Origin of the sequence: Ginsengibacter hankyongi, from assembly GCF_008710285.1 — a bacterium.
In the GTDB taxonomy this organism is placed as follows: domain Bacteria; phylum Bacteroidota; class Bacteroidia; order Chitinophagales; family Chitinophagaceae; genus Ginsengibacter; species Ginsengibacter hankyongi.
On the sequence record NZ_VYQF01000001.1, the window covers coordinates 2,033,292 to 2,051,115 of the forward strand.

At 37.2% G+C, this 17,824-nt stretch carries 15 protein-coding genes; 9 read left to right on the forward strand and 6 right to left on the reverse strand.

Annotated features, from left to right (window positions below; genetic code table 11):
• The first annotated feature begins 64 nt into the window (after positions 1-64).
• A complete protein-coding gene (locus FW778_RS08585) occupies positions 65-1,663 on the forward strand; it encodes an IS1182 family transposase (protein ID WP_202552118.1) in 1,599 nt (532 codons plus the stop codon).
• Positions 1,664-2,470: 807 nt separating this feature from the next.
• Positions 2,471-2,947, forward strand: a complete 477-nt coding sequence (locus FW778_RS08590; protein ID WP_150414186.1) for an Lrp/AsnC ligand binding domain-containing protein — start codon at positions 2,471-2,473, stop codon at positions 2,945-2,947.
• Position 2,948: 1 nt separating this feature from the next.
• On the opposite strand, the gene FW778_RS08595 is transcribed toward FW778_RS08590, so the two are convergent.
• The gene (locus FW778_RS08595; RefSeq protein WP_150414187.1) at positions 2,949-4,031 is read right to left on the reverse strand and encodes an ABC transporter permease; all 1,083 of its coding nucleotides are present in this window, start codon (positions 4,029-4,031) and stop codon (positions 2,949-2,951) included.
• A gap of 23 nt (positions 4,032-4,054) precedes the next feature.
• A complete protein-coding gene (locus FW778_RS08600; protein WP_150414188.1) occupies positions 4,055-5,218 on the reverse strand; it encodes a glycosyltransferase in 1,164 nt (387 codons plus the stop codon).
• A gap of 108 nt (positions 5,219-5,326) precedes the next feature.
• Between FW778_RS08600 and FW778_RS08605 the strand changes: the two genes are divergently transcribed.
• The 4 genes from FW778_RS08605 to FW778_RS08620 all read left to right on the forward strand — a co-directional run bounded on the left by FW778_RS08605 (position 5,327) and on the right by FW778_RS08620 (position 10,189).
• Complete coding sequence (locus tag FW778_RS08605) at positions 5,327-5,788, forward strand: MarR family winged helix-turn-helix transcriptional regulator (protein WP_150414189.1); 462 nt, start codon at positions 5,327-5,329, stop codon at positions 5,786-5,788.
• A gap of 40 nt (positions 5,789-5,828) precedes the next feature.
• Complete coding sequence (locus tag FW778_RS08610; protein WP_150414190.1) at positions 5,829-7,619, forward strand: acyl-CoA dehydrogenase family protein; 1,791 nt, start codon at positions 5,829-5,831, stop codon at positions 7,617-7,619.
• An 81-nt stretch (positions 7,620-7,700) separates the two neighbouring features.
• Positions 7,701-8,867, forward strand: a complete 1,167-nt coding sequence (locus FW778_RS08615) for an N-acetylmuramoyl-L-alanine amidase (protein ID WP_150414191.1) — start codon at positions 7,701-7,703, stop codon at positions 8,865-8,867.
• Positions 8,868-8,887: 20 nt separating this feature from the next.
• Complete coding sequence (locus tag FW778_RS08620) at positions 8,888-10,189, forward strand: pyridoxal phosphate-dependent aminotransferase (RefSeq protein ID WP_150414192.1); 1,302 nt, start codon at positions 8,888-8,890, stop codon at positions 10,187-10,189.
• Between the two features lie 35 nt (positions 10,190-10,224).
• Here FW778_RS08620 and FW778_RS08625 read toward each other — a convergent pair whose 3' ends face one another.
• Complete coding sequence (locus tag FW778_RS08625) at positions 10,225-11,217, reverse strand: aspartate-semialdehyde dehydrogenase (RefSeq protein WP_150414193.1); 993 nt, start codon at positions 11,215-11,217, stop codon at positions 10,225-10,227.
• A gap of 87 nt (positions 11,218-11,304) precedes the next feature.
• Between FW778_RS08625 and FW778_RS08630 the strand changes: the two genes are divergently transcribed.
• On the forward strand, positions 11,305-13,917 hold the full coding sequence (locus FW778_RS08630) for a lamin tail domain-containing protein (RefSeq protein ID WP_150414194.1): 2,613 nt from the start codon (positions 11,305-11,307) through the stop codon (positions 13,915-13,917).
• A 21-nt stretch (positions 13,918-13,938) separates the two neighbouring features.
• Here FW778_RS08630 and FW778_RS08635 read toward each other — a convergent pair whose 3' ends face one another.
• Positions 13,939-14,226: a hypothetical protein gene (locus FW778_RS08635; RefSeq protein ID WP_150414195.1), complete on the reverse strand. Its 288-nt coding sequence runs from the start codon at positions 14,224-14,226 to the stop codon at positions 13,939-13,941.
• 62 nt (positions 14,227-14,288) lie between these two features.
• Positions 14,289-15,212, reverse strand: coding sequence for a PfkB family carbohydrate kinase (locus FW778_RS08640; RefSeq protein ID WP_150414196.1), 924 nt, complete (start codon positions 15,210-15,212; stop codon positions 14,289-14,291).
• A 133-nt stretch (positions 15,213-15,345) separates the two neighbouring features.
• Between FW778_RS08640 and FW778_RS08645 the strand changes: the two genes are divergently transcribed.
• Positions 15,346-15,954: an L-threonylcarbamoyladenylate synthase gene (locus tag FW778_RS08645; RefSeq protein ID WP_150414197.1), complete on the forward strand. Its 609-nt coding sequence runs from the start codon at positions 15,346-15,348 to the stop codon at positions 15,952-15,954.
• Positions 15,955-15,984: 30 nt separating this feature from the next.
• On the opposite strand, the gene FW778_RS08650 is transcribed toward FW778_RS08645, so the two are convergent.
• Positions 15,985-16,620 (reverse strand): ribonuclease HII, encoded by a 636-nt coding sequence (locus tag FW778_RS08650; RefSeq protein WP_150414198.1) that lies wholly within the window; start codon positions 16,618-16,620, stop codon positions 15,985-15,987.
• Between the two features lie 132 nt (positions 16,621-16,752).
• Here FW778_RS08650 and FW778_RS08655 point away from each other — a divergent pair, with 132 nt between their 5' ends.
• Positions 16,753-17,814, forward strand: coding sequence for a COX15/CtaA family protein (locus FW778_RS08655; protein WP_150414199.1), 1,062 nt, complete (start codon positions 16,753-16,755; stop codon positions 17,812-17,814).
• Positions 17,815-17,824: the final 10 nt, after the last annotated feature.

Sequence of the window (17,824 nt, forward strand, 5' to 3'; positions counted from 1 at the left end):
GCTTATCAAATATACACACTATGTTAATTACTCAAAAGCTGTATAATATTTGAAGAAATAAAGTATGCAATACATACAAGGCAATAGCCGTCATCAGACTTATTTCAGTACACTCGAAAACCAGGTAAGCGCTGATAATCCGGTAAGGCTTATTGATGGTTTTGTTGACAAACTTCATTTACAAAAATTGGGCTTTACCAAAACTGTTCACAACAGCGAAGGGCGCCCTCCTTATGCACCTGCTGTACTTTTAAAACTGTATTTGTATGGCTATCTTAATAAGATCCGCAGCAGCCGCAAATTAGAAAAAGAATGTAGCCGTAACATAGAACTGCAATGGCTGGTTCAAAATCTTCAGCCGAACTATCATACCATTGCCGACTTTCGCAAAGTACATGCAGCTCCCTTGCAATCCATGTTCCGGCTGTATGTTCAGTTTCTTGGAGATGCAGGCCTGCTGGGTAAAAGCACTGTTGGTATAGATGGCAGCAAGTTTAAAGCCGTTAACAGCAAAAAAAATAATTACAATCAAAAGAAGATAGATAAGCACCGGCAGTTTATTGAAGATAAGACTGCCAGGTATCTGCAGGAACTCGATGAACTCGATAAAGAAGAAAACACTAACGGTACCGGTGAGTTGTTGATAAAAAAAGAAAAGATAGCCCAGGGCCTTGCCAAACTGAAAGAACGTACTATAAAATACGATACACTACAACAGCAATTAAATGATACCGCCGACAAACAGATCAGTACAACGGATACCGATAGCCGAAGTATCCTCATTGTAAAAAGCATTGTGGAAGTAGCTTACAATACGCAGAATGCAGTAGATGATAAACACAACCTGGTTGTACATACCCAGGCTACCAACACCAATGATGGTAAGGCATTGTACAAAGCCGCTACACAAGCCAAAGCTAATTTGCAATTACAAAAAGAAGATACACTGATGGTATTGGCCGATAAAGGCTATCACACTGGTGCCGAACTGCAGCAGTGCCACCTGGATAATATGATAACCCATGTGGCTTATAAAGAGCAACCCCCGGTAAAACATATTGCCAACGAGTTTTTAGCAGAAAGTTTTGAGTATGATAAAGCAACAGACAGTTATACCTGTCCTGCAGGAGCGGTACTAACGTCGTTGGGTACATGGCATAATAAAAAAGGAGAAGCCGGTGAAACCAGCTTCCGTTTCAAAACCTACCGTACTGATGCCTGCAAAACGTGCAACTTAAAAAATCAATGCACCAAACTTCCCAAACGCATCATCCAGCGAAGTGAATACCAGGATGCCGTAGACGTATATGATAACAACATTAAACGAAATCCTGAGTATTATAAACGACGGCAAGCCATCTGCGAACATCCATTCGGAAGCATCAAGCGACACTGGGGTTATACACACACTTTATTAAAAGGGTTGCAAAAAGTAAATGGAGAAATGAACCTCATCATGTTTTGTTACAACTTTATGCGAACCAAAAATATCCTGGGCATAGAAAACATGCTAAAGGCCATTGAAAAGTGGACACCGGATTACGATAAAGTAATCTGTGCCATTAAAAAAGCTCTTATCAAGGCCGATTACAACCAAAATGTGCCCTCCGTTTTTTTGAAGATAATCCGATGCAAATTTTTTGCGGCAAGCCTAAATGAGTAACTATAAGGCCTACACGAAAAAATTTAAGCCCGTAATTTAAAAGTAGATAGTTTTTTCACAGTCTGACGATAGGGGCTGCTTGCGACGTTAGCCTAGTCTTGGTGCAAGCATATAAGAACGCTGCCTGGCTAAAGGTGTAGGGCGGCTGTGGGTGAGTTAGCAATCCTTGTGCCCGCATAAACCAAAGTATTATTTGTGTTATAAGTCCATTTATTTTACAAAGCAATTTGTGCAATAAGTCAAAAGATTTTATTATGCAGAAGTTGGTGTTCCCAAAACAATACCCTGCATCTGTGCAGCCACACATCGACGTTGTTGTGGTGTTCGTGCTGCTGGCCTGTTGCATAGCAATCACCAACAACTCTTGGAGAGTTATGAACTAAACGAACCTGATGATATTAAAAACGAGAGTTGTTAGTGAAACTTTTAGTGAAACTCCTAAAAACAAAAAAGCCGTTAAAATATTGATTTATAATATGTTAACGGCTAAATAGAGCTGTAGGGGGAGGGATCGAACCTCCACGAGGCAGTTAGCTATAGCACAAAGTTCAGTGGTCGACCCTGGTCGCATTCCAATTTGCATTGGAACACGGCTCTATGCTACGTTTATCCTGTTATCCTCACCCCCGAGACAAGAGGGCATGTCTGCCAAAAATTTCATCACCCCACAATTTTTAAGAACTTTATAATGCAAATCTAATATAGTGAGCTTATTTAAAAAAATATTTTAAATAAAATCTAATAAATATAGAAATAATTCAATAAAATGTTTATTTTTATAAAATATTTTTAAAATAAAAAACCAATATGGCCACAAAGTTAAATCTTGATAAACTCGATCTGCAAATTATACAGGAAATGTTGCAGAATGCTGATACGCCCTATGCAGAACTTGGCAAAAAGCTCTTTGTTAGCGGAGGTACAATACATGTTCGCATAAAAAAACTGGAGGAGTTTGGCATCGTTAAAGGTAAAAAACTAAATGTGAATTTAAAACAATTGGGGTACGATATTACCGCGTTTGTCGGAATCTTCCTGGAAAAAAGTTCCCTTTACGATTCTGTTGCCAAAGAGCTGGAAAAGATTCCGGAAATTGTAAGGCTTAACTACACAACAGGCAACTATAGTATGTACATAGAAATTGTTTGTAAAGACATTAACCAGCTTCGATATGTTTTGCACGACGAACTTCAAAAAATTAAAGGTATAGAACGTACCGAAACACTTATTTCCCTTGAGGAAAGTTTTAATCGTAGTGTTTTGGTAGCCAAAGATGTCAGTTAACTTATCCTCTCACATCAAGCGCATCTCTTAACCCGTTGCCTAAAAGATTAAAGGCAAGTACCAATATCATAATGGCCACACCGGGAGCCAGCGCCAGTGCGGGATTATGTGTTATTATAAAATTGTAATTTTCTTTTATCATCAATCCCCAGCTTGGAGTGGGCGGTTGTACCCCTACACCGAGGAAACTAAGTCCTGCTTCAATTATAATAGCACTCGCAAAATTAGAGGCGGCAATGACAATTACCGGCCCCAAAACGTTTGGTAAAATATGCCGCATAATAATCCTCGTGTTTTTAAGCCCGAGGGCTTTTGCAGCTTGTATGTATTCCATTTCACGCAACGATAATACCTGTCCTCTAATCGTTCTGGCAACATTTACCCACATCGTTAACCCAACAGCAATAAATATTTGCCAAAAGCCTTTGCCCAGGGAAAGTGTAATTCCGAAAACTAATAACAAAGTGGGCATACTCCATATTACATTAATAAGCCACATGATGATATTATCTGTTCTTCCTCCAAAATAACCGGCAACAGCTCCTAAAATAATGCCGATGCTTAATGAAATTAAAACTGTTATAAGACCAACGGCAAGGCTTACACGAACTCCTACAATGAGCCGGCTTAAAATATCGCGGCCAAATTTATCAGTGCCTAACCAGAATGTTTTTGAAACGATATAATTTTTTTCAGCCAAAATGCTTTTTGGGTAGGCTTCCTTTTCCTGAACGCCTTCATCAATATATTTTTCTATTATGATTGAATCAGGTGCTTCTTTATAATTATTTATTGGAATAAAAATCGATTTATCTTCCTTGCCGAAAAGTAACTGTTTAAATAAGCCGGTTGATGAAATTTTCTTTTCTTTTTTAATCTTTAAAAATAGCTGTTTAAAACCAGGCTTACGTGCCTGTATTTCTACAATTTGCCTGTCGGCGTTTGGAGTTGAATCTGTTGAGATGAAATAGGCAAAAATTCCAATTAATACTGAAAGGCAAATAATCGAAAGTCCGATCATTGCGCCTTTATTTTTTTTTAACCGCTTCCATGCATTTTGCGAAAAAGAAAAAGATTCAGCCATTATTAATTTATTTCAATCGATACTTATTTTACTTTTCTTTCCTTCCAGGTATAAGATCCAAATTTACCCAACCATCCTGCAATTAAAGTATAAATAATATGGAAAGGTTGTGAAGGTATGAACCACCACAATAATTTTTGCTTATCAAAAAATTTCGTTACAGGGAAAAGAAAGAAAACTTCTACCGCAGTTTTTACTGTAACTAATAGCAGTAATAAATAATAATCTTCAGCACAAAAAATAGAATAAACCGCAATAAAACAAATCCATGCATTTAAAAAATATACTAAAAAAAGCACAGCAGTAATTTTAATATCGGGATACCTGTCAGCCTTACTTGCCCATCGGATTCTTTGGTTAATAAAATCTTTTACAGTTTCTGATTGCTGCGTTTGCACTATTACGTTAGCTGACTTTAAATACCGTATTTTACCAGGATATATTTTTTGAATTTTATGCATCAATAACATATCATCGCCGCTGGCAATATTATCAATTCCTTCAAAGCCATTTACTTCATAAAAAACTTTTTTCTCATAAGCAAGGTTGGCGCCATTACACATGTTGTGAATTCTTTTATAAACGGAAGCCCCGGTAATTCCCTGCAACGCCATAAAATCGAGTGACTGAAATATTTTAAAAAACTTTTTTGATATTGATTCGGTAGCTGATACATTAGCATAAACAACAGGAGCCGCAATAAAAACTGCTCCGCTTTCTTCATAATAAGACGCAATCGTTTTGAGCCATTCAGGCTTTACAATACAATCGGCATCGGTAGTTACTATCAAATTTCCTTTGGCTAAATCAATGGCTGTTTCAATAGCTTTCTTTTTATACGAATTCAGGTTTACATTGGCTGTAAAATCGCTGAGTTTTATTAACCTGATATTTTTTTGATTAAATGAATTGGCAATAGCGGCAGTTGAATCAACTGAATAATCATCTACTATAAGTACTTCAAATAAATTGGCAGGATAAGTTTGTTTTATGATTGATGCAATACAAGAACCAATATTTTTTTCTTCATTCCTCGCAGAGATAATCACCGAGATTAACGTAGCGTTTTTCCGTATTTGGTCTTCCGGAACATTATATTCCTTTAGCTCTAACCAGCTTTGCCGGTAATAAATGATCAGCATAACATAGGGAAGTAATAGCAATAGAGATATCAGCAATAAGATCATGAAATAATTTAGTGCGGCATTTTACAATTATTTAATGCAGCGTTGGCAAAAATAATTTTTTTGGAACCAAATGAATAAGTAGATTTGTGTAGTTGCATAAACAACTATATGCCAAACAACCAATTTAAGAAAGGGGAATTATACAGCTTTATTACCGGGAAAGCTTCCACTGCTATCGCAAGAAGATTACAGAAAAACTTTAAACAGTCTGGTATTGAAGTAACAATTGAACAATGGAGTGTGCTGTATCATTTGTGGAAGCAGGAAGGCCAAAGCCAGCAGCAATTGTGTGATGCCACCTTTCGTGATAAACCCAGCATAACCAGGTTGGTGGATAACCTTGAAAAACAAAAGCTGGTTAAAAGAGTGCCTTCAAAAGAAGATAGAAGAATTAACCTGATCTATTTAACCAAAGAAGCTTTGAGCCTGCAGGAAAAAACGATGGCGTTAGCAAATAAAACGTTGAACGAAGCGTTGGAGGGTGTAACAAACGGGCAAATAGAAATAGCTAAGGAGGTTTTACAGAAAGTATACGATAACCTCTCAAATCTTCCTTTAACAGATTTATAAAAAGATTGAAAAAAATACCTAACTAATAAAATTAAAAATCATGAGTACTACAACAACCGGTTCACTTTTAAAAGGTGGCGAATGGCTGATAAAACAAAGCAATGCGTTTGAAACATTTACTCCTGAAGATTTTACCGAGGAACAACTAATGGTCCGTGATATGTGTAACCAGTTTTTGCGGGCAGAAGTTTTACCTGTTATTGAACGAATTGATAAAATGGAGCCGGGTCTGATGCCATCACTTATGGATAAAGCGGGCTCGCAGGGATTATTGGGCGCATCAGTGCCGGAAGAATTAAATGGCCTTGGAAAGGATTTTGTGACTTCCACGTTGGTAAGCGAAGGGCTTGGTGGTGGTTATTCATTCAGTGTTGCAATGAGTGCGCATGCAGGTATTGGCACTTTGCCCATTTTATATTTTGGAACCGAAGAGCAAAAAAAGAAGTATGTATCAAAATTAGCTACCGGTGCATGGAAAGGTTCTTACGGACTAACGGAACCGGGTAGTGGCAGTGATGCCTTGGGCGCTAAAACAACAGCAACACTTTCTGCCGACGGGAAATTTTATTTGCTTAACGGTCAGAAATGCTGGATTACCAACGGAGGTTTTGCAGACGTGTACACGGTGTTTGCGAAAATCGACGGAGACAAATTCACTGCGTTTATTGTTGAGCGTGGATTTGAAGGATTTACACAAGGGCCTGAGGAACATAAAATGGGCATCAAAGGTTCTTCAACGGTACAATTATATTTCCAGGATTGCAAAGTGCCCGTAGAAAACGTATTAGGCGAAGTTGGGAAAGGACACATCATTGCTTTTAATATATTAAATATCGGGCGATTAAAATTAGCTGCTGCTGCCATTGGCGGTGCAAAGCTCGCTTTAACTGAAACAATACAATACGCAAAAACAAGGGAACAATTTAAAACACCCATTGCAAATTTTGGAGCTATTAAACACAAGCTTGCTGAAATGGCTATCAAAATTTACGCAGATGAAAGTGCATTATACAGAACCGCAAAATGGATTGATGAAAAAGAAGCTGAATTGCTGGCATCGGGTAAACCATTCAACGAAGCATTACTAGGCGCAGCTGAAGAGTATGCAATTGAATGTGCCATCCTTAAAGTTCATGGAAGTGAAGCATTGGATTTTGTTGTTGATGAAGGGGTACAGGTTCATGGCGGTAATGGTTACAGTGATGAGTATAACATCAGCAGGGCGTATCGTGATAGCCGTATCAACCGTATTTATGAAGGGACCAACGAAATTAACAGGTTGCTTACAGTTGACATGATGCTGAAAAGGGCAATGAAAGGAAAGCTTGACCTGATGGGCCCTGCGATGAGTGTTCAAAAGGAATTAATGAGCATTCCCGAATTTGGTGATGGCGAAGAAGGTTCTTTTTCGAAAGAACAAAAAATAATCGTCAATATGAAGAAATGCATATTGATGGTCGCTGGTGCAGCGGTCCAAAAACTAATGAACAATCTTACTAATGAACAGGAAATTATTATGAATATTGCTGATATGGCTATAGAAACTTTTGTTGCAGAAAGCTTCCTGCTTCGTGTAATGAAAGCAGCAGATAAAAATGGCGAAGAAAGTAATAAAGTACAGGTAGCAATGATGCAATGTTATCTTAATGATGCAGTTGATACAATTGCCAAATGTGGCAAGGAAGCAATCAATGCTTTTGCAGAAGGTGATGAACCAAAAATGATGTTGCTTGGTTTAAAACGGTTTACTAAAACAGAACCTTTTAATAGTAAAGATGCGAGGAGGTTAATTGCGGATAAATTAATTGAAGAAAATATTTATAGGCTTTAAGCCATTTAATTTTATTAGTCGGGTATGGAGAGCTTTGGTTTTTTAGCCAAAGCTTTTTGATTTTTGTTCTAACTTTATTGCATGAAATTTATCTTTTCTGTACTCTTCACTTCTTCTATCTTTTTGTCTTTTTCTCAAATTAAATCGCCTGATTTTTTTTATGTAAAAACAACTGATTCATTGCCATTTTTAAAATATGGTATAGGCGAAGACCGGCTCGGAGGAGCTAAAATGACATTTCTTGACAGCAATATTATTTTAAAAGTTGTAGATAGTTTTCATACGGATTATAAAGTACAACTTTCAAAATTACATTCCGCTTATATAAGTAAAAGCAAGGTTATTGAAACGATAGGCGTTAACACCCTGGAGCATTTAACGGATAGCTGGAAAGTATGGGGTGATTCTTTATTCGATTTCGTAACTGTAAAACTGGATGAAAAACTTCCTTACAGTAGTGTTATGGAAATTCATCCGTCAAGGATTGTAGTTGATATTTTTGGCGTAACGAGTAATACGAATTGGATTACTCAATTATCTACTGCAAAAGAAATTAAGAATGCCTGGTATGAGCAGCCGGAAGATGATGTAATGCGGGTTTTTATTGAATTAAAACATCCGCAGTTTTGGGGCTATACAATTTATTATGATTCTTTAAATAAACTAACGATAAGGGTTAAACGACAACCAAAAGTATTGGCTTTAAAAAATCTTAAAATAGCAATTGATGCCGGCCATGGCGGTGATAATGTAGGCGCTAGCGGTGTTGCAACTAATATCAAAGAAAAAGACTATACTTTGCTGATTGCAAAGCAACTTGAAACAGCCTTAAAACTAAGGAAGGCAAAAGTTGTGATGACACGGAACAAAGACACAACTCTTAGCATGCCTGAAAGAATCAATTTTTTAAAGCAGCAAAATCCTGATCTGTTAATAAGTGTTCATTTAAATTCCGCAGATATGGATACTGTACGTGGAGTAAGCACTTATTACCGGTATATTGGATTCAGGCCATTGAGCCAGGCTATTTTAAAAAGTATGTTGCAGGCAACTGGCCTCAAAGAGTATGGTAATGTAGGAAGTTTTAATTTTTCGTTAAGCGGTCCAACGGATTATCCAAATTGCCTGGTGGAGGTTGCTTTCCTCAGTAATAAAAGCGATGAGAAAAAGATTCTCAATCCTAAATTTCGCAATTTGGTTGCACAAAGGATTATTGCAGGAATTGAGGAATTTTTAAAAAACTTATAAGTATATTTATTTAAAACGATATGAAGGTGAACGAGAAATTAAACACAGCGGAAAAAAGAACTTTAGGAAAATTAAGTAATCTTTCAGAAACGCTCATTGGTTCTGAAATTGTAAAGCTTGGAGCTGATATAAAAGAAAAAATTACGGGAGGAGAAACGATTTATAATTTTACTATTGGTGATTTTGATTCTTCTATTTTTCCAATTCCAAAAAAGCTAGAAGAAGAAATAGTGAATGCATATCATCATGGGTTCACGACCTACCCTCCTGCGGATGGGATTCTTTCTTTGCGAGAATCTGTTTCCTCATTTATAAAAGAAAGAGAAGGCCTCGATTATAATTCAAAAGAAATACTCATTGCCGCAGGTGGCCGCCCGCTTATATATGCATTATACCGTGCTGTGGTCGACAGAGATGATAAAGTTATTTATGCTGTTCCCAGTTGGAACAATAATCACTATGTACATTTTGTTGAAGGGCAACATGAGGTAATAGAAACTACTGCCGAAAATAACTTTATGCCAACGGCAGAAGATATTCAGCCACATATTGAAGATGCTGTTCTTATCGCATTATGCTCTCCTCTAAACCCAACGGGTACTGTGTTTAAAAAGGAAGAGCTGGAGAAAATTTGTGATATGGTACTTGAAGAAAATATGCGGCGTGGAGATGATGAAAAAAAATTATATTTTATGTACGACCAGATGTATTGGACACTTACGTTTGGCGATACCAAACATTATAATCCAGTTAGCTTACGGCCGGAAATGAAACAGTACACCATTTTTATTGATGGTATCAGTAAAGCTTTTGCTGCTACGGGTGTTCGTGTAGGCTGGGCGTTAGGTCCAGAAAATGTACTGGCAAAAATGAAAGCTATTAACAGCCATATAGGTGCGTGGAGCCCAATGGCTGAACAACATGCTACCGCGAAATTTCTTTTACAAAAAGATGTAATAGATAAGTACCTGTCACATTTTAAAAAAGAACTGGAAGAAAGATTACAACTTATTTATAAAGGGTTTCAAAAATTAAAAGCTGAAGGTTTTACTGTGGATGCATGCGCACCTCAGGCCGCTATTTATCTTACCATACAGATAAGCCTTGCTGGTAAAAAAACAAATGATGGGAAAATGCTTTCAAACCAGGCTGATGTTACTTCTTATGTCTTGAATGAGGCTAAATTAGCCGTGGTTCCTTTTTATGCCTTTGGAGCTCCAAAAACTTCCGATTGGTATCGCCTTAGTGTAGGCACTTGTAAAAAAGAAGAAATCCCTGCAATGCTGGAGCAGTTAAACGGAGCATTAAGCAAACTCTCTTAGATAAATCTGCTTAATGCTTTAATTAGTTTTATTTCTTAACTGATTATTCCTTTTTCCAGTAAATATTCTGCTATCTGAACCGCATTGGTAGCAGCGCCTTTACGAAGGTTATCACTTACAATCCAGCAGTTCAAAGTATTCGGCTGAGATTCATCCCTCCTTATTCTGCCTACAAAAGTTTCATCTTTTTCATGAGCGGTTAACGGCATAGGATAAACGAAATTTTCGATATCATCCTGGATTACTACACCCGGAGAAGCAGATAAAATTTTCTTTACTTCATCAATGTCAAAATCATTTTCAAATTCAATATTTACACTTTCGCTGTGGCCGCCAATAACAGGAATGCGTACACAGGTTGCCGTTAGTTGAATAGAATTATCGCCAATGATCTTCCTGGTCTCATTCACCATTTTCATTTCTTCTTTGGTATAACCATTTTCAAGAAACACATCTATTTGCGGAATAGCATTTTTATCAATCGGATATTTGTATGCCATTTCTCCCTGGACATTCTTTCTTTCATTTTCCATTTGTTGCACAGCTTTAACCCCCGTACCCGTTACACTTTGATAAGTGGAAACCACTACCCTTTTTATTTTGTATTTCTGATGAAGCGGGTTTAATACCAGCACCATCTGTATGGTAGAGCAATTGGGATTAGCAATTATTTTATCTTCCTTAGTTAAAACATTTGCATTCACTTCGGGTACAACTAATTTTTTTGAAGGATCCATGCGCCATGCAGAAGAATTATCAATTACAGTAATTCCGGCTTCGGCAAATTTTGGAGCCAAAGCGAGCGATGTTCCTCCTCCTGCTGAAAATATTGCCACAGCAGGTTTTGCAGCAATAGCATCATCAGCAGATACGACTTTGTATTTTTTATTCTTAAATGTAATTTCTTTCCCTATTGATTTTTCAGAAGCTACAGGTATAATTTCTGAAACGGGGAAATTTCTTTCCTCCAGCACTTGTAACATTTTGCTTCCCACCAAACCGGTGGCACCCACAACGGCAATTTTCATTTTTCTGTTTTTTATATTTGATTTAATTAATAATTTCTAAATAAATGCAAATCTATAAAGTGGTTATCTTTAAATAAAGCTGCACTAATGATAAAAAAATATTTTGCATTTTTTTATATGATGTTATTCATGAGCTTTTTTACCCATGCTCAGCTTTCAGAAAACTTTAATGACGGGGATTTTACTGCTAATCCGGCCTGGTCAGGCGGTACTTCTGATTTTGTTGTGAATTCATCATTACAACTGCAAAGTAACAACACAGTTGCAAATAGCAATTATTTTCTCAGTGCACCAAATTCTCTTGCTACATCCGCTCAGTGGGATATGTACATTCAGCTTGCTTTTAATCCCTCTTCCGCTAATTATGTTGATGTTTATTTAACGGCGTCTGACGATGATCTTGCACTAAATACAACTACCGGATATTTTGTTCGCATAGGTGATACCAACGATGAGATATGTCTGTACCGGAAAGATAATGATGGCATTACAACTAAGATAATTGATGGAACTGGTGGCATTTTGAATAAGAGTAATAACTTGATGAAAATAAAAGTTATAAGGGATGCATCCAATCAATGGATTCTTTCTAGAGATTTAACCGGTACGGGAAACAGTTATACAACCGAAGGCGCTGCTACAGACGCAACTTATACTTCGTCAGCATTCTTTGGTTTTTATATAAAACAAAGTACAGCGTCATTTTTTCAAAAGCACTTTTTTGATGATATCGAAATTAAAAACTACGAACCCGATGTTACGCCGCCTGCGCTGCAATCCGCAACGGCCATATCTGCTAATGTAGTTGATGTATTGTTTAATGAAGCTGTCGAAATAAACAGCAGCCAGTTGGTAACAAATTATTTCGCTAATAATAGCTTAGGGGGCCCATCAACGGCAGCGCTTGACGGTGTAAATCCCAGCCTGGTGCATCTTACGTTTGCGAATTCATTTACTAATGCCGTTACGTACACGCTTTCTGTAAATGGAGTTACAGACCTTTCTGGAAATGCAATAAATAATGGCACAGCAAATTTCAGTTTTTACACACCGCAACAATATGATGTAGTAATTGATGAAATAATGGCTGATCCAACACCGCAGACAGGATTGCCGAATAGCGAATGGGTTGAGTTAAGAAACACATCTGACTTTGCAATTAATTTGCGTGGATGGAAATTTGCTGATGCAACAAGGCAAAGCGGAATAATGCCTGATTTTGTTTTGCAACCCGATAGTTTTGTAATTGTTTGTACCGGTTCTGCCGTTGGCGGCCTTGCACCATTTGGAACTACATTCGGAGTTGCCAGTTTCCCTTCTCTTGATAATGACGGCGATATGATATCATTATATGCGAGGGATGGAAAAACTATTCACGCGGTTCAATACACATCAGCATGGTATCAAGACGAACTTAAAAAAGATGGGGGATGGACGTTGGAAATGATAGACACAAAAAATCCATGCAGTGGCATCAGTAACTGGAAGGCCAGCATGAATGCAACAGGCGGCACTCCAAGCAGTAAAAATTCAGTAGACGGTGTAAATATTGATGAAACAGGCCCAAAACTTTTGCGGGCTTTCGCAGTAAATAACACAACCATTACCCTCGTTTATGATGAACCGTTAGATAGTTTGAAAGCATCTATAGTTGCTAATTATACAATCGATGATGGGATTACTGCTATAAGTGCGACAGGCATTCCCCCTGTTTTTGACAAGGTAAGCGTAGCTTTAAATGTTCCAATTGTTCCTAATACTATTTATACAATTGCAGCAGCAAATATTGCGGATTGCAAAGGGAATGTTATTGGTTCAAAAAACAGTGCCCGGTTTGGAATTGCACAAGAGACAGATAGTTTAGATATCGTTATTAATGAAATACTATACAATCCAAAACCTGATGGAGTTGATTACGTGGAATTGTATAACCGTTCTCAAAAAATAATTGATCTAAGCCACCTATATATCGCCAACCGCAATGGCAGCAATATTATAAGCAGTATTCAACGAGTGGCTAAAGAAGGCAATTTATTATTTCCCAAGGATTTTATAGTTCTTACTTCGGATGCCTTTTCGGTAAAAAATCAATACATAACAACTAATCCTGATGCCTTTATGCCGGTAAGCAGTATGCCGCCCTTTCCAGATGACGCGGGGCATGTAGTTATTTTAAACAACCGGGGTAATATAATTGATGAAGTTGATTATTCTGATAAATGGCAGTTCCCTCTTATTGCAAATACGGAAGGTGTTTCCCTGGAACGGATAAATTATGATGGACCATCTGTTCAAAGTAATTTTCATTCAGCAGCAACTTCTTTTGGCTACGGAACACCGGGATATAAAAACTCACAATATAGCCTAAACGAAGGTGCGCCTGGTACAATTACCGTCACGCCAGATGTATTCTCTCCTGATAATGATGGTACAGATGATTTTGCAACTATAAATTATAGTTTTCCGTCTCCGGGTTATGTTGCAAATATTACCATATTTGACGCTAAAGGCCGGGAAGTGCGTTATCTCCAAAAAAATTCCTTAAGTGGTATAACAGGTTATTTCCGTTGGGACGGATTGGATGATAAGAACAGAAAATTGTCAGAGGGCATTTATATTATTTACACAGAGATTTTTAATGCGGGGGGAAAGAAAAAGCAATTTAAAAATACGATTGTGCTGGCACGAAAATATCAATAACCGAAACTTATTTTAAAATGGTTAATTGTTCCCGATGTTATCGATATCATCATCAAAATAATCGGGAAGTTTATTGAGTTGCGCTTTAATTATAAAATAACTGGTGATGCCGAAAGCAAGGCCTAACATTCCTATGGAAAAAAGATTGTCCTTCCCAAAAATTATAACGCCTGCGATGACACCAATGACTTCTAAAGTAATCCAGCCAACTACTGTGTAAATTTTCCAGGTGCCTGGCTTAAGACCTTTGCTATGCGCAAGTCTTCCAATTTCCCTGGTTAGAAAAATAAGTATAATTATTTCCAGCATAAATACAGTTTAAAAAATGGTAGGGTTAGCGTCGCACATCACACTTTATCTATCGCACATTATTATACCAAATCAATATCAAAATTTACCAGTTGTACAAACTCTTTCAAGCGAATGTCAATATCTTTCTTAGTAATTTCCTTTAGTCTTTGCGGGCCAAATTTTTCAACGCAGAAGCTCGCCATTGCAGAACCTACGATAATAGCAGTTTTCATATTTTCAAAACTAATATCTTTTGAACGTGCAAGATGCCCAATGAAGCCGCCTGCGAAAGTATCTCCGGCACCTGTTGGATCAAAAACATCTTCTAACGGCAACGCAGGGGCGAAAAAAACATGATCATCATGAAACAATAAAGCGCCATGTTCGCCCTTTTTAATAATAAGAAATTTTGGCCCCATTCCCATTACCTTCCTGGCTGCCTTTACCAATGAAAATTCACCGCTTAATTGTCTTGCCTCACTATCATTTATCATCAGCACATCAACCATTTGCAAAACTTTTTTCAGGTCGTCAATTGCGCTTTCTATCCAAAAATTCATCGTATCCAGTACAATTAATTTTGGCCTGTTTCTTAGTTGATTTATTACATTTATTTGTAGCGAAGGCATTAAATTCCCCAGCATTAGAAAATCAGCTCCCTGGTATTCTTCAGGAACTATAGGATTAAAATCTGCCAATACATTAAGGTCGGTTATTAAAGTATCACGGGTGTTCATATCAAGGTGGTATTTTCCGCTCCAGAAGAAAGATTTTTTATCTTTTACAATTTCCACCCCGGTTAATTCTACACCTCTTCTTTTAAGTTCACTCATTTCGTCTTCAGGGAAATCGTTGCCGACAATGGAAATTTGTTGAATAGGCTGCGATAAATGGCTGGCCGCGTAAGCTACATAAGTTGCAGAGCCACCAATAATTTTATCGATTTTTCCAAAAGGGGTTTCGATCGCGTCAAATGCCATTGTTCCGAGTGTAATTATTGCCATAGAAAGTTCCTGATTTATTTGTGTTTTGCGGTGCAAATGTAAAAGATTAATGTTGGAAGTTATACAGTAATTGACTGCACATAATTTAACTATTAAAAAGATCTTAATTATTAACTTTACAGTAAAGTAATATATGTTATTACACATCCACCCCCAAAACCCGCAACCTCGTCTGTTGACCCAGGTTGCTGAATGCCTTAAAAGTGGCGGCATCATCATTTATCCGACAGATACAATTTATGGACTTGGTTGCGATATCTATCAGCCGAAAGCAATTGAGCGTATTTGTAAAATAAAAAATATAGATCCTCAAAAAGCGCAACTTTCTTTTATTTGCCGGGACCTGAGCCATCTGAGTGATTATACCAAAAGTATTGATACGCCTTTATACCGCGTTCTTAAAAATTATTTGCCGGGACCTTACACTTTTATTTTGCCGGCGAGTAAGCTGGTACCTAAAATTTTAAAAAGCAAAAAAGATACCGTAGGAATTCGTGTACCCGATAACGTTATATGTCGTTCAATCCTGGAAACATTGGGTAATCCTATTTTAAGTGCATCACTGCCAGGAGAAATGGTAGAAGAATACACAGATCCGGACATCATTTATGAAAAATTCGGAAACCAGGTAGATTATGTTATTGACGGAGGTACAGGAGGTATCGTGCCGTCGACAGTTATAGACTGCACTACCGATGAATGGATTGTAACGCGTCAGGGATTAGGCGAATGGCGGGCATAAAAAAAGCCCGCAGATTACGTGAAACGGTGACTATGAAATATCTGAAGTATATATTTCACCATCAATTATAAGATCATGGGTTATTTCTGCAGCGTAAATATTAAAACTTTTGCGATGGTAGCGGCACAATCCATATTCCTTAATTGCATTGCGATGCTCAACGGTTCCATATCCTTTGTTGTTGTGCCAGCTATATACTTGATATTTTTTGTGTAAGTTGATCATATACTCGTCCCGGTATGTTTTTGCAAGTATGCTCGCCGCTGCAATAGACGCATAAATACCATCTCCTTTTATAATACAGTAATGTGGTACCTTTTTGTATCGTTTAAAACGGTTCCCATCAACTAATAAAATATCAGGATTGCTTTTTAGTTTTTTTAATGCAAGATGCATAGCCTTGAAAGATGCCTGTAAAATATTGATGCGGTCAATTTCATCATTATCTACACTGGCAACTGAAAATGCAATGCTTTCTTTTTCTATTATTGGCCTTAGTTGTTCTCTTTCTTCCTTAGTTAATTGCTTTGAATCATTTAGCAAAGGATGATAAAAATCTTTCGGCAATATAACAGCAGCGGCATATACAGGGCCCGCAAAACAACCTCGCCCGGCCTCATCGAGACCGGCCTCGCAAAACTTATTATGATAAAAAGGTAGCAGCAAAATATTTTGTCAAAAGTAAAAGAGGTTTGTCAAAATACGTTATTTGATTTTTCAACATTCACGTTTCAATAATTATTGTTTTAATATCTATCCCTTCACAGGGTTAACTTTGCGACGAAATAATAAAAAAATATGCAGGCTGAATTAAAAAAGAATACTTCTAATAATGTGGCAAAATGGCTCTTCGCTGGAGTGATAATGTTGATAGTTCAAATTTTATTAGGAGGCATAACACGTTTAACCGAATCGGGATTGAGTATTACAGAATGGAAGCCAATTACGGGAGTATTGCCGCCACTCAATACAGCACAATGGATGGATGAATTTAACAGGTATAAACATACCGATCAGTTTCGTTATATGAACAGTAATTTTTCTTTGCATGATTTTAAATTTATTTTTTTCTGGGAATGGTTTCATCGCACATGGGCAAGATTGATGGGCCTCGTGTTTTTATTTGGGTTTTTTTATTTTCTTATAAAAAAACAATTCAGGCAAGAGATGATAGGCCCTTTTATTATTTTATTTCTTTTAGGAATTATGCAGGGAATCATCGGCTGGATAATGGTAAAAAGCGGGCTGGTGCCTGAAAGAATGTTTGTGGGCCATATGGAGCTGGCAACCCATTTTATGGCAGCGCTGCTATTGCTTTGTTACACTTTATGGTTTGCACTTAGCTTATCGGTTAAGCCCAATCAAATAACTATAAATAAAGGATTAAGAAAGACCACACTTATTATATTTTTTATTCTTTTTGTTCAGTTAATTTATGGAGCTTTTATGGCCGGCTTGCATGCGGCAACGGCTGCACCTACATGGCCACAGATAAATGGTCAGTGGATTCCCGATTCTATGAATAATTTATCGCCAGGGTGGAAAAATTTTATCGATAACAAAATTACCATCCAGTTTATTCACAGGGGGATTGCGTATATTATTTTAATAAGTGTATTGATATGGTTTTTTAAAGCGATAAAAATTAAGGGAACTTTATTATTTAGTAAAACAAGGCTTATTCCTTTAGTTTTTATTATTGTGCAGGTTTTGCTCGGTATAACTACCGTAGTAACATCGCCGTATGGCAATAACCTGGTATGGTTTGGCGTTGCCCATCAGTTAGTAGCTATCTTATTTTTAATGTCTATGATTTTTATGTTATATATTATAAAATCGTTACCGGTTAATAATAGTTAAATTGAAAGGA

Bases quoted from the DNA above. Each gene is read 5' to 3' on its own strand.
- FW778_RS08585 (WP_202552118.1), top strand. From the start codon at position 65: ATGCAATACATACAAGGCAATAGCCGTCATCAGACTTATTTCAGTACA.
- FW778_RS08655 (WP_150414199.1), top strand. From the start codon at position 16,753: ATGCAGGCTGAATTAAAAAAGAATACTTCTAATAATGTGGCAAAATGG.
- FW778_RS08625 (WP_150414193.1), bottom strand. From the start codon at position 11,217: ATGAAAATTGCCGTTGTGGGTGCCACCGGTTTGGTGGGAAGCAAAATG.
- FW778_RS08605 (WP_150414189.1), top strand. From the start codon at position 5,327: ATGCCAAACAACCAATTTAAGAAAGGGGAATTATACAGCTTTATTACC.
- FW778_RS08620 (WP_150414192.1), top strand. From the start codon at position 8,888: ATGAAGGTGAACGAGAAATTAAACACAGCGGAAAAAAGAACTTTAGGA.
- FW778_RS08630 (WP_150414194.1), top strand. From the start codon at position 11,305: ATGATAAAAAAATATTTTGCATTTTTTTATATGATGTTATTCATGAGC.
- FW778_RS08615 (WP_150414191.1), top strand. From the start codon at position 7,701: ATGAAATTTATCTTTTCTGTACTCTTCACTTCTTCTATCTTTTTGTCT.
- FW778_RS08635 (WP_150414195.1), bottom strand. From the start codon at position 14,226: ATGCTGGAAATAATTATACTTATTTTTCTAACCAGGGAAATTGGAAGA.
- FW778_RS08590 (WP_150414186.1), top strand. From the start codon at position 2,471: ATGGCCACAAAGTTAAATCTTGATAAACTCGATCTGCAAATTATACAG.
- FW778_RS08595 (WP_150414187.1), bottom strand. From the start codon at position 4,031: ATGGCTGAATCTTTTTCTTTTTCGCAAAATGCATGGAAGCGGTTAAAA.
- FW778_RS08600 (WP_150414188.1), bottom strand. From the start codon at position 5,218: ATGATCTTATTGCTGATATCTCTATTGCTATTACTTCCCTATGTTATG.
- FW778_RS08645 (WP_150414197.1), top strand. From the start codon at position 15,346: ATGTTATTACACATCCACCCCCAAAACCCGCAACCTCGTCTGTTGACC.
- FW778_RS08640 (WP_150414196.1), bottom strand. From the start codon at position 15,212: ATGGCAATAATTACACTCGGAACAATGGCATTTGACGCGATCGAAACC.
- FW778_RS08610 (WP_150414190.1), top strand. From the start codon at position 5,829: ATGAGTACTACAACAACCGGTTCACTTTTAAAAGGTGGCGAATGGCTG.